This is a genomic window from Pseudomonas hygromyciniae (assembly GCF_016925675.1).
Lineage (GTDB): Bacteria > Pseudomonadota > Gammaproteobacteria > Pseudomonadales > Pseudomonadaceae > Aquipseudomonas > Aquipseudomonas hygromyciniae.
In genome coordinates, this window is sequence record NZ_CP070506.1 from 3,850,750 (window position 1) to 3,865,689 (window position 14,940).

Genomic DNA, 14,940 nt, shown 5'->3' on the forward strand with positions numbered 1-14,940 from the left:
TTTGACTCGCATCGTTCCATACATGGGACAACTTGATGTCGCCACTCTCCCGCTCAACTCACTTTTAGGGGCTGGATTAAATTATATTTCGGTCGTAATATTCCACAAAATATTACACATGTAATTTTTACTGACCCAGCAGCACCAGGAGCCTGAAATGAGCACGCGCCTTCTCCTTCAAAGCCTTTTCCCGCCCTTGGCGCTGTTGCTGCTGCTCAGCGGCTGCAACAGCCAGGCCGACCCCAGCGCCAATGCTGCGCCATCACGTCCGGTGCTGGCGGCCAAGGTCGAAGCCGCCGCCAGCCAGCAGAACGCCTATACCGGCGTGGTGGCGGCCCGGACCGAAAGTGATCTGGGGTTTCGAGTCAGCGGCAAGGTGATCGAACGCAAGGTCGATCCCGGCCAACACGTTTCCCGTGGCGACACCTTGCTGGTGCTGGACATCGGCGACTTCGAACTGGCACTGCGTTCGGCGAACAACCGCGTCAACGCCGCCCAGGCCCAACTGCGCCAGCGCCGTGATGATGCAAACCGCTACCAACGCCTGGCCAGCACTGGCGCGGTGTCACGGCAGATTTTCGACCAGTCCGCGACTAACCTGCGGGTCGCCGAAGCGGAACTCGCCGCCGCCCGGTCGGATGCCAGCCAGATCGAAAACCGTCGCACCTACTCGGTGCTGCGAGCCGATGGCGACGGGGTGATCACCGACGTGCGGGTAGAGCGCGGCCAGGTGGTAGCCGAAGGGCAGATCGTCGCACGCCTGGCCCACGACGGAGCACGGGAAGCAATCATCAACCTGCCGGAAAACCAGCGCGACCGCGCCTCGCAAAAAGCCTTGGCCTTGCCGTTCGGCGCGCCGGACCACGCCGTCAACGCAACCTTGCGCGAACTGTCCGCCAGCGCCGATCCCGTCACCCGCACCTACCGTGCGCGCTATGTATTGCACGGCACGGTTGAGCGTTTCGCCCTCGGCTCCACCATCACCTTGCGCCTGCAAGGCAACGGCCAACCGCCACAGACCCGCGTGCCGATTGGCGCCCTGCTGGATGCCGGCAACGGCACCGGAGTCTGGCTGATTGGTGCCGATGACAAGGTCAGCTTCGCCCCGGTCACGGTGGCCAGCCTGGGCCAGGAAGAAGCCTTGCTTTCCGGCGGCGTCAGCCCCGGGCAACTGATCGTCGCCCTCGGCGCGCATCTGCTGCACCAGGGTGACAGCGTGCGCCTGTTGCCCGCCCAGGCACTGACCCTCAATCGCCGCCAGGAACCTTGAGCATGCATGGCCTCAACCTCTCTGCACTGGCGGTCAAGCACCGCGCCGTCACGCTGTTCCTGATTCTCGCGATACTCGCCGCCGGGATTTTTTCCTTTGGCAAACTGGGACGTGCCGAAGACCCGTTGTTCACGGTCAAGGTCATGACCATCAGCGCCGCCTGGCCCGGCGCCACGGCCCAGGAGATGCAGGAGCAAGTGGCCGACCGCCTGGAAAAGCGCCTGCAAGAACTGGACTATTACGATCGGGTGGAAACCATCGCCCAACCGGGTTTCGTGTCGATGCGCATGACCTTCCTCGAGTCCACGCGCCCCAATGAAATCCAGGACCTGTTCTACCAGACCCGCAAAAAACTCAGCGACGAAGCCGCCAGGCTGCCCAAAGGTGTGATCGGGCCCTTCTTCAACGATGAATATTCCGATGTGTACTTCGCCCTGTACGCCCTGGAAGCCGAACACCTGCCCCATCGCCAACAGGTACAGATGGCCGAAGCCATACGCCAGGACTTCCTCAGGCTACCGGGGGTGAAGAAGGTCAATATCCTCGGCGAGCAGGCGCAGCGGGTGTTTGTCGAGTTTTCCTATGAGCGCCTGGCCACCCTGGGGATCAAGCCCGAGCAGATCTTCGCCGCCCTCGCCGCGCAAAACGCCGTGGCCCCATCGGGGTTTGTCGAAACCGCCGGCGCCCGCGCCTATATCCGTATCGACGGCGCCTTCGACAGCTTGGCGCTGATCGAAAACGTGCCGCTGCCGGTGGACGGCAAAGTGCTGCGCATCGCTGACGTCGCCACCGTCAGCCGTGGCTATGAAGACCCGCCCAGCTACCGCATCCGCCACCAGGGCGACCCCGCGTTGATGCTCGGCATCATCATGGAAAAACACTGGAATGGCCTGGACCTGGACAAGAGCCTCAAAGCCGAGGAAGCGGGGATCCAGGCGGATCTGCCCCTGGGCGTCAACTTTGCGAAAGTCTCCGACCAGGCGAAAAACATCCGCCTGGCAGTCGATGAATTCATGCTCAAGTTCTTCGTCGCCCTGGCCGTGGTGATGCTCATCAGTCTGTTGGCCCTGGGCTTTCGCGTCGGTTTGGTGGTGGCGGCAGCGGTGCCGCTGACCCTGTCCATCGTGTTTGTGATCATGCTGCTGACCGGCCGTGAATTTGACCGCATCACCCTCGGCGCGCTGATTATTTCCCTGGGGCTTTTGGTGGACGACGCGATCATCGCCATTGAAATGATGGTGGTGAAGCTCGAAGAAGGTTTCGACCGCATCCACGCCGCCACCTTCGCCTGGAGTTCCACCGCCGCCCCCATGCTGACCGGCACCCTGGTGACGATCATCGGCTTTCTGCCGGTGGGTTTTGCCCGTTCGGCTGCGGGCGAGTATGCCGGCAATATCTTCTGGATCGTTGGCTTTGCCCTGATCGCCTCCTGGTTGGTGGCGGTGGTATTTACCCCGTACCTGGGGGTCAAGCTGCTGCCGAACATCCAGCCGGTGCCCGGCGGCCACGACGCAATCTATGCCGGCCCCTGGTACCAGAAACTGCGCCACCTGGTGCAAACCTGCGTGCGCCGACGCTGGCTGGTGACCGGCCTGGTCGTGTCGGCGTTTGTGCTGTGCGGCTTGGGCATGGCCGTGGTGAAGAAGCAGTTCTTCCCTAACTCCGACCGCTCCGAACTGATTCTGGAGGTGTATATGCCACCGGGCAGTGCCTTCAAAAGCACCGAGGCGGTGGCGGCGCAACTGGAAAAGGCGCTGCTGCAGGAACCGCAAACCCGCATGGTCGACACCTATGTGGGCGGCGGTGCGCCCCGCTTTTTCCTGTCGCTCAACCCTGAGTTGCCCGACCCGGCGTTCGCCAAACTGATCGTGCAAACCGCCGATGCCCATGCCCGGGACGCCTTGAAACTGCGCATGCGCGAACGTATCGCCGCCGGCGAATTCCCCGCCGCGCGGGTACGGGTCACGCAATTGCTGTTCGGCCCGCCGGTGCCCTTCCCGGTGGTGTTTCGCGTGTCGGGTCCGGACGTGAATGTGTTGCGCAGCCTGTCTGAAGAAGTGCGCCAGGTGGTCGCCGCCAACCACCTGACCAAGGATGCGTTCCTCGATTGGGGCGAGCGCAGCAGCGGTTATCGCCTGGAGCTGGACCAGGATCGCCTGCGCCTGCTGGGCTTCACCCCCAACGAGGTGAAGTCCCAACTCAATGCCCTGCTCAGCGGCAACCCCATCACCGAAGTGCGCGAAGGTAACCGTACGGTGTCGGTGGTAGCCCGTGCCCAGGGCAGCCAACGTGAAGACCTCGGCAACCTCAATAATATGACCCTGACCAACAGCGCCGGGGTATCGGTGCCCCTGGCTCAGGTAGGGCATTTTCAGGCGGTGATGGAAGAACCGATCCTCAAGCGCCGCAACCGCGCGAGCACCGTCGAAGTACGCGCCGACATCGTCGACGGCGTGCAGCCGCCCGATGTGGAAATGGCCGTCTACAAAGACCTGCAACCGCTGATCGCTCGATTGCCGACCGGCTATCGCCTGGACATTGGCGGCCCGGTGGAAGAAAGCGCCAAGGCCAACGTGGCCCTCGCGGCGCTATTCCCCATCATGATCCTGCTGACCCTGACGGTGATCATGTTCCAGGTGCGCTCGTTCGGCGTGATGTTTATGGTCTTCGCCACCGCGCCGCTGGGTTTGATCGGCGCGGTGCCGACCCTGCTGCTGTTCAACCAGCCGTTCGGCTTCAATGCGATCCTGGGGCTGATCGGAATTGGCGGGATCCTGATGCGCAACACGCTGATCTTCACCGATCAGATCCGCCAGAATCAGGAACAGGGCATGGCAACCAGCGAAGCGATTATCGAAGCCACCGTACGCCGCGCACGGCCGGTGATATTGACCGCACTGGCGGCGGCCTTGGCGTTTATTCCGCTGACGTTATCGGTGTTCTGGTCGTCGCTGGCCTATGTGCTGATTGGTGGGGTGCTGGTGGGGACGCTATTGACGCTGCTGTTCTTGCCGGCGTTGTGCAGCTTGGTGTTGGGCCGGGACAAGAAGCGGGCAGCAATCCCCCAAACCCCATAAATCCAATGTGTGTGTGGGCTTGTGTGGGAGCGGGCTTGCTCGCGAAAGCGGTGGATCAGTCAATATATTCGGCGACTGACACTACGCTTTCGCGAGCAAGCCCGCTCCCACCCAAGCCCGCTCCTACAACGAGGTCAACGCTTGGCCAACGCCATCCACCGAAATATCCCACCCTGCGGCCAGATAAACTCTACTTATACCCGCTGAAAACCTCTGCAAAGTCCCTCGCCTGACCACACAGCGCGAGGGACCGCCGATGCACATATCCACTGATGCCCTGATCCAGGGTGCAACCTCTTGAATACCGCCATGGGTTTTATGGTCCTGGCGGCCATGGACTTCAAGACACGGGACGTCGAAGCGGTTCTCAGCGACTTCCGGCAATGCCTGAACACCTATGACGCCTGGGCCGAGAGTTTCTGGAGCTTCTCGGCGCTGGAGCTGGAACAGGTCTTCAAGGTGGGCGATGAGGTGGCGCTGGTGGCGCCCATTGCGTCCAAAGCCCCCAGCAGCACCGTCGCGATGTGCAAGGCCAGTGGTGCGTTGACCCTGGTGCATCTGTTCGAAAGCACACGCTTTGTGCCCATCGGCAACACCCCGGTGATGCTGCAAGCCATCCCCCAGGACGGTGGCCCGCTAGGCGAGCCCATTTACAAAACCATCGGCCCCAGCGGCATTCTCGAAGTCACCGACTGTACCCGCGACCAGTCGTATCGAATCACCTTCTACCCCAACGTTTCCAAAGACCACGTCAAGGCGTTGTATGCGTCCTATCAGTCGATCATTGCGCCGCTGGAAAGCCGCTTGCGCAAGGATTGGACCAGCACATTTGCACCGCTGTGGCAGGACTACTCCGAAGCCAACTTTGTGCAGCGCTACCGCCTGCTGGACCAAGCCTATGCCCGTGGATTTGGCGACGCACTGCATGAGCTCTGGGACAACATCGAGCAATTGTATGAATGGCTGGCGGACCTTGGGCCCAACAGCGAGAAACTCCTGCAATACCTCACCCAGGCCGAACTGGATGCCCTGCTGGAACTGAGCCAGGAGGCCATCGCCAATGGCCTGCTGGTGCTCAGCGACGAGCCGCTACTGTTCATCTACTTGTCGGCGATGGTCAGTTGGCTGCGCATGCTGCCGCCGCCGTACTTGAACGAACTACTGGGGCAAATCACCGCCGAAGTGCTGATCAACCTGCTGCTGGTGTGGGTCACCGCCGGCATGGGCGTGACAGTGCGACTGGGCGCGCAGGTGCTGGGCAAGGTCAAGTCGGGGCGCGTCCGCCAGTGGCTGGAGCAACTGGCCCGACCGTTTGCACAAACCGGGTTGGGGCCCCATGCCGAGGCGCTCAAGCCGTTATTGCTAGGCAGCCGCGCAACACAGATCAAAACGGTGCCCAGCGTGCCACTCAAGGCCGGCGCGATTGAAGTCGCCAATCCGGTGCCACTGGTGCGGGAAAAATCCGCGCCCAAGACGGCCTTGATCAAACATGAGGCGGTGGACGACGCGCCCTCCTCTGCGAAAAACCCCAACGGCGCAGCCAGCGCCAGCGCCGATAAAACCGCGACCCATGGCTGCCCGGTGTCCATGGTCACCGGCGAAGAACTGCTGACCCTGACCGATGGCGAACTGGATGGTGTGCTGCCGTTTGCCTGGACGCGGCTATATCGCACCAGTGCCGTGGAGGTGGATTGCGGGCTGGGGTTTGGCTGGAGCCATTCCCTGGCCCAGCGGCTGGAGGTGGTCGGTGAGTCGGTGGTGTGGACCGATCACGAGAACCGCAGTACCACCTTTCCCCTGCCGTCCGCTGCCCGCCCGGCCATCAGCAATAGCCTCGCTGAGGCAGCGATTTATCTGGGGGCGGCGTCGGATGAACTGGTGCTGGCTCAAGGGGCACGGTTCTACCACTTTCAAGACGGTGTGCTGACGGCGATCAGCGATGGGTATGACAACCGCCTGCGTATTTCCCGCGATGTATCGGGGCGGATTCTGCGCCTGGATAACGATGCCGGGCGGGCGCTGCTGCTGCGCTATGACCGCGGGCATATCGTGGCGGTGGACTATCAGGTGTTTCGCGTGGAAAGCGAAGCGGATGACGCCTGGGTGACTGAGCAGAACGTCGTTTCCTACCGCTATGACGAACAGTGGCGACTGGTTGAGGCGACCAATGCTGTAGGCGAAAGCGAGCGTTATCAGTACGACAGCCTTGCGGTGATCACTGAGCGGCAGTTGGCCGGTGGGGCGAGTTTCTTCTGGGCGTGGGAACGGTCTGGCAAGGCAGCGCGCTGTGTGCGGCATTGGGCCAGTTTTACGCAGATGGATACGCGCTATGTCTGGGATGACGACGGCCGCGTCACCCTGCTTAACGCCGATGGCAGCCAGGAAGTCTACGTGCATGACCCGCGCGCACGGCTGGTGCAGCGGGTCGACCCGGACGGCGGCGAGCATTTCAAGTCCTACGACGCACAGGGTCGGCTGACGGTTGAGCAGGATCCACTCGGGGCGATTACGGCCTATCAGTACGACGAGGCTGGGCGCTTGGTGGCGCTGTTTCCGGGGGATGACGAGCCTACCGCCTACGAGTATGAGCATGGCTTCGTACGGGTCATGCGTCGGGGTGCGGCGGTCTGGAAGTACCAGCGTAACGATCAGGGCGATATCACCCGCCAGACTGATCCTGATGGCAACGTTACTGAGTACAGCTATGACAAACGTGGGCAGCTTTTAGCGGTTTGGTATCCGGACCACAGCTGTCAGCGCCTGACCTGGAATGACCTTGGGCAGTTGGTTGGGGAGCAACTGCCCAATGGCGGCGTGCGGCGTTATCGCTATGACGACCTGGGCCGGCAGATTGCCCGTGAAGATGAACATGGCGCCCTGACCCACTATCACTGGGACGCGGTAGGCCGACTGCTCAAGGTGGTATTGCCGGGCGGCGCCACCCGCGAATTGAGCTACAACCCCTACGGAAAAATCATCGCCGAGCGCGATGAACTGGGCCGTGTGACCCGGTATGAATATGCCGACGGACTGCACCTGATCAGTCGCCGGATCAACCCCCGATGGCACGGCGCTGCGCTATCGCTACGACAACACCCGCCTGCTGCTGACCGAAATCGAAAACGAGTCAGGCGAGCGCTATCAACTGGCGTACCACCCCAACGGCCTGATCCAACAGGAAACCGGCTTCGACGGCAAACGCACCACCTACGTCTACGACCTCAACGGCCACCTGCAGGAAAAAAACCGAGTTCGGCGACGATGACCGTCAGCTGATTACCGCCTACCAGCGCGACAACGCCGGCCGCCTTATAAGAAAAAACCCTGCCCGATGGCAGCACGGTGGATTACACCTACGACCGCCTCGGCAATCTCTTAAGCGTCGACGACGGCCACTGGCCGCTGCATTACGAATACGACCGCCAAAACCGCCTGACCGCCGAACACCAGGGCTGGGGCACCTTGCGCTACGGCTACGACAGCTGCGGCCAACTCGACCACCTGCGCCTGCCCGACAACAACCACCTGACCTTCAACCACGACAAGGGCGGCCACCTCGCCACCGTTGAGCTCAATGGCCGCACACTCACCTCACACCTGTTCAAAGCCGGGCGCGAGCAACAGCGCCAGCAGGGCCAACTGCTCAGCCACTACCACTACGACGACCAGGGCCGCCTGACCCAACACCAACACCGCCACTACACCTACGACAAAAGCGGCAACCTCACCCGCCTGCTCGACACCCGCAAGGGCCAGCACGACTACCACTACGACCCCCTCGACCGCCTGACCCGCGCCGACCACTCGCAAGACGTGCAAGAACGCTTCGCCCACGACCCGGCGGGCAACCTGCTGATGCAAGACCGCCCAGGCCCCGGCATCGTCGTCGGCAACCGCCTGTTACTACAAGGCGACCGGCATTGCGACTACGACGCCTTCGGAAACCTCATACGCGAACGCCGTGGCCGCGCACAGCAACGGGTCACCGAATACCGCTACGACTGCCAGCACCGCCTGATCGGCATCACCCAACCAGACGGCAGCCAGGCCAGCTATCGCTATGACCCATTTGGCCGGCGCATCAGCAAAACCGTGGCGGGCAAGACGACAGAGTTTTTCTGGCAAGGCGACAAGGTTATCGCCGAGCACACACATGGCCAGCACCGTAGCTATCTCTACGAGCCGGACAGCTTCAGGCCGCTGGCCTTGCTCGAAGGTTTCGGGCCGGCCAATACACAGGTCTTCCACTACCAACTTGACCACCTGGGCACACCGCAGGAACTGACCAGCGCAGACGGCAAAATCGTCTGGTCTGCCCATTACCAGGCCTACGGGAAAATCACCCGGTTGGATGTAGGCACGGTCGACAACCCACTGCGCTTTCAGGGGCAGTATTACGACCGGGAAAGCGGGCTGCATTACAACCGGCATCGCTACTACAATCCGGATAACGGACGCTACCTGACCCCCGACCCGGTGAAGTTGGCGGGTGGGGTGAACGGGTATTTGTATGTGCCTAACCCTACGGGGTGGGTGGATCCGTTGGGGTTGAATGCGTGTCCGGGCGAAGACAAATGTAAGCCCGGATCTGAAGGCCAAAACCCGTCCGCCAATACAAAGGCCGACGAGCGCGCTCCCTCCCTTCCAGCCCCCGCAACGAAAAAGCAATATCTTTACCGGGGAGACTCCAGGCACCCACTTGAAATTTTCAAACATGGATTTAAGAGCAGAGGAAAAAGCACTGACCTGCTCCTACACTCGCTAGACAATACGAATCCGCCAAGCAACTTTGTACCCACCTCGACATCAAGGGAGGTAGGTATAGAATTTGCAACAAGCTACGGATTAGAAGATGGTTTTTTGTACACCTTGAAAAATATACCCGGTCGAGACGTAAACAAAGAACTAGGAATACTATCCGAATACAAAAGAGAAAAAGAAATAGCCATACCTAGCCGTATTCATCGAAAAGACATACTAGGCGCAACCCCAATAAACGAAGATGGAACATCCGAGAATTACAGCCTAATAAACCCTTACAGGAAGTAAAGCATGAAAAATATAGAAATAAACATATTCAATAAAGGCAACATTGAAAAAGCAAAAATTGAATATGACCGAAACACATGCGCGCTTTTTATAACCTTTTCCGACCAGACAAAAAAAACATACTCCGGGCTGGATATTTTTCGCGCATTTGGTTTATTGCGGAAGGAATTTAGCGAAATAAAGTTCCTGTGCAAAGGCTCGAAAATCAATGTTTTCCCATCTGCGATGTCATCTTCCATGTCTGGTGGACTGGTGGCCTATGAAATGAAACTAGGTGAGTCTGACCCAGCGATGGTGCGCATATTCGATTACGAGGAACATGACCTGACTAACGATATCGAGGAGCAAGTTAAGTTTCGCGTGCGCTGGGGAGAATCGTTAAAATAAATAAACCCTTGTACAAGACGCTAGGAAAACCATCATCACCTGCAGGCTTTGATACTTAAGGAGCGACTAATTTCAATAAGTGCCTGGGACTATAAAAAACTCAATGAGCCTCAGCCCTAATGGTGATTATCAAATCGCCATCGCCGGCAAGCCGGTTCCTACAGGTCGCGAGTCGTCTGTGAGGGCCTTTCAAACCGACCGCACCCACCCTCCCTGCACCGACCGCACTCGATTGCGCCCACCGCTCTTGGCCTCATACAACGCCTGGTCGGCGTCGTTCAGCCAACTGGTCGCATCGCCGTGGGACGCTTGATACGGCGCCAGGCCGATGCTCAGGCTGGCGCGCAGTGTCGGGTCCTGGGCGTAGCCCAGGGAGTTGAAGCGGTCGCGCAGGGCGTCCATCACTTCGGTGGCGTGGCCCAGGGGCATGTCTGGCAGGATCACGCAGAATTCGTCGCCGCCGTAGCGCCCGGCCAGGTCGGTGGCGCGCAGGTTCTGACGGAGGATTTTGCTCAGTTGGCGCAGCACGATGTCGCCGGTGACGTGGCCGTAGGTGTCGTTGATGATCTTGAAATGGTCGATATCGATCAGTGCAATCGCAGCGCCCTGCTGGCCGCCCCGGCAGCGGGCGAATTCGATTTCCAGGTGGTCTTTCCAGGCGCCATGGTTGAGCAGCCCGGACAGGCTGTCGGTTCGGCTTAACGCCAGCAGGTCGCGCTTATGTTGGGCCAGGGTGATGGCCTGGCGATAACAGATCCAGCCCAGCGCCAGCGGATAGAGCATCAGGATCGGCAAGCAGGCATAGAGTTGGGTGGGCGTGGTCACGGCGATATAGGCCGGGGCGAACAGCAGCAGTGCCGCACCAAGCCCCAGCGCCTGGGCAACCCAGCCCATCAGCATGAAGCGGAACCCGCCGATGGCGACGTTGTTCATGGTCATCATCGACAACGTGGTGACGCTGGGCAGCGGGTTGAAGTGCATGGCACCGACCCAGAAGCCACCGCAGAACGAGTCCACCAGGAGATGGCGACGTTCGGCACGCAGGGAGTTTTCGGCGCGGCGCGAGAGTTGGTACGCCAGGTGCGGCCAGGCGAAGGCGTTGATCAGCATCCAGGCCCAGACCCAGCCAGGTGGATCCAGTGGGTACATGCCGGCCAATACACAGACGAACCCGAGCGTCAGCCCCAGGGTCCGCGATTTGTACAGGCGTTTGGCGAGCGGAAGTCCTTTTCCTCCTGCGGCTGGCATGATCTGGCTGATCCTGGATGAATGCTGGAAGTCTATCAGGGGACCGGCAAATAGCCACTACCGCTCAGAGGGTTATCCCCCGCGCCAATCCCCTTGCCACCAGGGGCTTAGCTGGAAAATCCACGGGCCAGTAACATCGCCACCGCCAGTAGCAAGACGGCCGTGACCTTCTGCAACAGCACGCGTTTGCGCGGCGACTCGAGCACATGCTTGATCCGCTGGCCGAAGTAGCAATAAAGGCAGCCGCTGGCGAACTGCAAGACCAGGAAGGTCAGGCCAAGAATGGCGATGTCACCGGCAGCGCTGTCCTGCCCAACGGCGGCAAACTGCGGGAACACCGCGCTGAACAGGATGATCGCCTTGGGATTGGACAGGCCGGTCAGCAGGCCCTTGCCGAACAGGCCATGGGGCGTCTCCGGTCCATGCCCGGCGGTGTTGATCTGCACACCGCTGCTGGTCCACTGTTTGTAGGCCAGGTACAGAATATAGGCCACGCCTACCAGCTGGATGCCTTGGGTAATCAGCGGGTAGCCCTTGATCAACTCGGAAAAACCCACGGCAAAGATCAGGATCGAAATCAGGTACGACACGCTGGCGCCGAACTGTGCCGGCAAGGAGTGGCGCAAGCCATCCTTGAGACCCAGGCTCAGCAGCAGCAAGGTCATGGGGCCGGGGCTGAAAGCCAGGGTGCTGCACAGCACCAGGAAATACAGGAAGGACGACAGCGTAAGGGCAGTGACCATGGCGGGTAATTTCACGGCAGCGAGGAATGTTGTGCAGTCTAGGGCGCAGATTGCGTGTGGGGCAGGTAAACTCGGCGGTTATTCACGCAGGCTTTACCGGTAAAGTGACCGGCAAACTTAAGGACGTCGCGATGGCCCTCCCGCAGATCCACTTTGATGACCACACCCCCAAGGTCCAACAAATCGTCGAGGCCTTCGCCCGCGCCATCGAGCAAGGCGAATTGGCCGCAGGCAGCAAACTGCCGTCGGTGCGTGAGCTGGGGGCGCAGTTGGGTGTCGGAAAGTTTACCGTCAATGAAGCCCTGGACCGCCTGCGCGGCCAACATCTGCTGACCTCGCGTCAGGGCCGTGGGCACTTTGTCGCCCAGCGCCAGACGCAGCCGTCGTCGAGCAACTGGGTCGACCTGCTGCCCCAGGATCTGCTCAGTGTGCTGCGCCGACCGATGCTCACCGGCCAGGGCGAGTTGCGCCCCGGTGGCGGCCATCTGCCCGAAGACTGGCTGGACTCCGAAGCCTTGCGCCAGGCCATGCGCAGTGTGGTGCGCGCCCCTTCCCTGCGCGTTGCCGGCATGGGCACGCCGGCGGGTTTCTTGCCGCTGCGCCAGGCCCTGCAACAAAAACTGCAGGGCGATGGCCTGGCGGTCTCGGTGGAGCAGATCATCACCACGCCCAGCACCCTGCAAGGCCTGGACATGTTGATGCGCCTGCTGGCCCGCCCCGGTGACACGGTGCTGCTGGATGCGCCGTGCTATTTCAACTTCCACGCCAACCTGGCGTTGCACGGGGTCAGGGTGCTGACACTGCCACGGGGCCCGGACGGTCTCGACTTCGCGGCTCTGGAGCGCTTGCTCGCCGAGGAACGGCCCAGCCTGTATGTGACCACCAGCATCCTGCACAACCCCACCGGCCATTCCTTCAGCGCAGCCCAGGCCTTCGGGCTGCTGCAACTGATGCGTCAATACCACTGCCATATCATCGAGGACGACCTCTACGGCGACCTGCACCCCAACCCACCGCCCCGCCTGGCGGCACTCGCCGGCCTGGAGCAAGTGACCTACCTATCGGGCTTCTCGAAAACCCTCAGCGCCAACACCCGGGTCAGCTATGTGGTGGCCGCACCGCAACTGGCGGCCAACCTGACCAATATGAAGCTGATGAGCGGCGGCGTGACGTCGGAATTGTTCGAGCAACTGGTCTACCGGCTGCTCAGCGAAGGCAGCTATGCGCGGCACCGCAAGCGTATGGTCCAGCGCTTGCTGGAAGCCGGCGCCCGGGTGGAACAGTGGCTGCGCCGCTGCGGCTGTGAGCTGCCCATGGGGTATGAAGCCGGGATGTTTATCTGGGCGCGCCTGCCGGCTGAGGTCAACGGCGAACAACTGGCCGAAGCCGGGCTCAAGCGCGGCATGGTGTTGGCGCCGGGGGCGTTGTTTGGGTATGAGCCGGGGATGGGCGAATTTATGCGCTTCAATGTGGCCCATTGTGATGACCCACGGGTGTGGGCCGCGATCGAGCCATTGTGGGAGCGGGCTTGCCCGCGATAGCAGTGTGTCAGCCACTTATGCATTAACTGATAGACCGTCATCGCGGGCAAGCCCGCTCCCACAGTCGCGGCCATTGAGTGCACACAAAAACGCAACACTGTAGCGCTTCGAATGTGATGGTCGCTGCTGTCCAGGGTTTATATAGTCCAGGTCAACAGCCACCCGCCATGAGCCCCAGGGCCCATCACCAGGAAGCGCTCAATGACCGATCTTCATGACCTCACGGCCGCGCAATTGCTGGAGCGTTTCGCCAGCCGCCAGCTCTCCCCCATCGACTACTACGATCATCTGTTGGCCCACATCGACCGCTGGGAGCCGAAGATCCGTGCCCTGTACGCCTTCGATCCTGAGCAGGTGCGCCAACAAGCCCAGGCCTGCACCGAGCGCTGGAACAAAGGCCAGCCCAATGGCGCGCTCGATGGCGTGCCCGTGACCATCAAGGAGTTGGTGGCCACCGAAGGGACGCCGATTCCCCTCGGCAGCGCCGCCACCCGCCTGACCCCCGGCCCTCAGGGACGCCCCCGCCCGCCGCGCGGATGCGTGAAGCCGGGGCGATTGTGCTGGCCAAGACCACTGTCCCGGATTTCGGCATGCTTTCCTCCGGCCTGTCGAGTTTCCATGGCATCACCCGCAACCCGTGGAACACCGCCAATAACACCGGTGGCTCGAGTTCGGGCGCTGCCGCGGCGGCGGCTGCCGGTTACGGGCCACTGCATATCGGCACCGATATCGGCGGCTCGGTGCGCCTGCCCGCCGCCTGGTGCGGCCTGGTGGGCTTCAAGCCGACCCTGGGGCGCATCCCGATCGACCCGTACTACACCGGTCGCACCGCCGGGCCCATGACCCGCACGGTCGACGACTGCGTGCTGATGATGCAACACCTGGCCCGCCCCGACGCACGCGACGCCACCAGCCTGCCGCCGCCCACCGGCGAGTGGAGCAACCAGCCGCTGTCGGTCAAGGGCTTGCGCGTTGGCCTGATGCTGGAGCCCGGCGCCGGCCTGCAACCGGAAGGTTTCGTGTGTGAAGCGGTGGAACAGGCCGCACGCCTGTTCGAAGCCCATGGCGCCAAGGTCACGCTGATCCCGCCGATCATGGACCGCGCCCAACTCGACGGCCTCGACCAGTTCTGGCGCGCCCGGCAATGGGGCGACTTGTCGGCCTTGAGCAGCGAGCAGTTCGATAAAGTCTTGCCGTATATCCGCGACTGGGCCGCGCCCGGCGCCGATATCAGCGGCGTGCAGGCGGTGCAGGGATTCAACCAGACCTTCGAGATGCGCCGCCGCACCGCCCAGGCCTTCAGCGACCTCGACCTGATCCTGTCGCCCACCAACCAGGTCAACGCGTTCCCCGCCCAATGGCCGTCACCGAGCAATGATCCACAACTACCGTTCGAACACATCGTGTTCACCGTGCCCTGGAACATGGGCGAACAACCGGCGCTGTCGATCAACTGTGGTTTTGCTGCCGATGGCATGCCCATCGGCCTGCAGATGATCGCTCCCCGTTTTGCCGATATCTGGCTGCTGCAAATCGCAAAAACCTATGAGAGCTGGCGTGGCGCAATCCACCAATGGCCGAACCCGAACTGACCTTGACGCTGTAACAGAACTGCCCACCCACAC

Annotated in this window: 6 protein-coding genes and 2 pseudogenes; 6 read left to right on the plus strand and 2 right to left on the minus strand. The window is 61.4% G+C overall.

What is annotated here, in order from left to right; all coding sequences use genetic code 11:
* Window positions 1-157 precede the first annotated feature (157 nt).
* From JTY93_RS16980 to JTY93_RS16995, 4 genes and pseudogenes are all read left to right on the plus strand, one after another.
* Window positions 158-1,270, plus strand: a complete 1,113-nt coding sequence (locus tag JTY93_RS16980; RefSeq protein ID WP_205476718.1) for an efflux RND transporter periplasmic adaptor subunit — start codon at window positions 158-160, stop codon at window positions 1,268-1,270.
* Window positions 1,271-1,272: 2 nt separating this feature from the next.
* Complete coding sequence (locus JTY93_RS16985; RefSeq protein WP_205476719.1) at window positions 1,273-4,347, plus strand: efflux RND transporter permease subunit; 3,075 nt, start codon at window positions 1,273-1,275, stop codon at window positions 4,345-4,347.
* Between the two features lie 333 nt (window positions 4,348-4,680).
* Window positions 4,681-9,396 (plus strand): annotated as a pseudogene (locus tag JTY93_RS16990) (RHS repeat-associated core domain-containing protein).
* A 3-nt stretch (window positions 9,397-9,399) separates the two neighbouring features.
* Window positions 9,400-9,783 (plus strand): hypothetical protein, encoded by a 384-nt coding sequence (locus JTY93_RS16995; RefSeq protein ID WP_205478875.1) that lies wholly within the window; start codon window positions 9,400-9,402, stop codon window positions 9,781-9,783.
* A 189-nt stretch (window positions 9,784-9,972) separates the two neighbouring features.
* On the opposite strand, the gene JTY93_RS17000 is transcribed toward JTY93_RS16995, so the two are convergent.
* Entirely contained in the window at window positions 9,973-11,031 is a 1,059-nt protein-coding gene (locus JTY93_RS17000) for a diguanylate cyclase (protein ID WP_205478873.1), read from the minus strand.
* Window positions 11,032-11,138: 107 nt separating this feature from the next.
* Window positions 11,139-11,774 (minus strand): LysE family translocator, encoded by a 636-nt coding sequence (locus JTY93_RS17005; protein ID WP_205478871.1) that lies wholly within the window; start codon window positions 11,772-11,774, stop codon window positions 11,139-11,141.
* A 131-nt stretch (window positions 11,775-11,905) separates the two neighbouring features.
* Here JTY93_RS17005 and JTY93_RS17010 point away from each other — a divergent pair, with 131 nt between their 5' ends.
* Together JTY93_RS17010 and JTY93_RS17015 are read left to right on the plus strand one after the other, a co-directional pair.
* Window positions 11,906-13,315 (plus strand): aminotransferase-like domain-containing protein, encoded by a 1,410-nt coding sequence (locus tag JTY93_RS17010; RefSeq protein ID WP_205478869.1) that lies wholly within the window; start codon window positions 11,906-11,908, stop codon window positions 13,313-13,315.
* A 201-nt stretch (window positions 13,316-13,516) separates the two neighbouring features.
* A pseudogene (locus JTY93_RS17015) lies at window positions 13,517-14,907 on the plus strand (amidase).
* The last annotated feature ends 33 nt before the right edge of the window (window positions 14,908-14,940 follow it).

What these genes read in the sequence shown, in the direction of transcription:
- JTY93_RS16980 (WP_205476718.1), top strand. Translation starts at nt 158, where the DNA reads ATGAGCACGCGCCTTCTCCTTCAAAGCCTTTTCCCGCCCTTGGCGCTG.
- JTY93_RS16985 (WP_205476719.1), top strand. Translation starts at nt 1,273, where the DNA reads ATGCATGGCCTCAACCTCTCTGCACTGGCGGTCAAGCACCGCGCCGTC.
- JTY93_RS16995 (WP_205478875.1), top strand. Translation starts at nt 9,400, where the DNA reads ATGAAAAATATAGAAATAAACATATTCAATAAAGGCAACATTGAAAAA.
- JTY93_RS17000 (WP_205478873.1), bottom strand. Translation starts at nt 11,031, where the DNA reads ATGCCAGCCGCAGGAGGAAAAGGACTTCCGCTCGCCAAACGCCTGTAC.
- JTY93_RS17005 (WP_205478871.1), bottom strand. Translation starts at nt 11,774, where the DNA reads ATGGTCACTGCCCTTACGCTGTCGTCCTTCCTGTATTTCCTGGTGCTG.
- JTY93_RS17010 (WP_205478869.1), top strand. Translation starts at nt 11,906, where the DNA reads ATGGCCCTCCCGCAGATCCACTTTGATGACCACACCCCCAAGGTCCAA.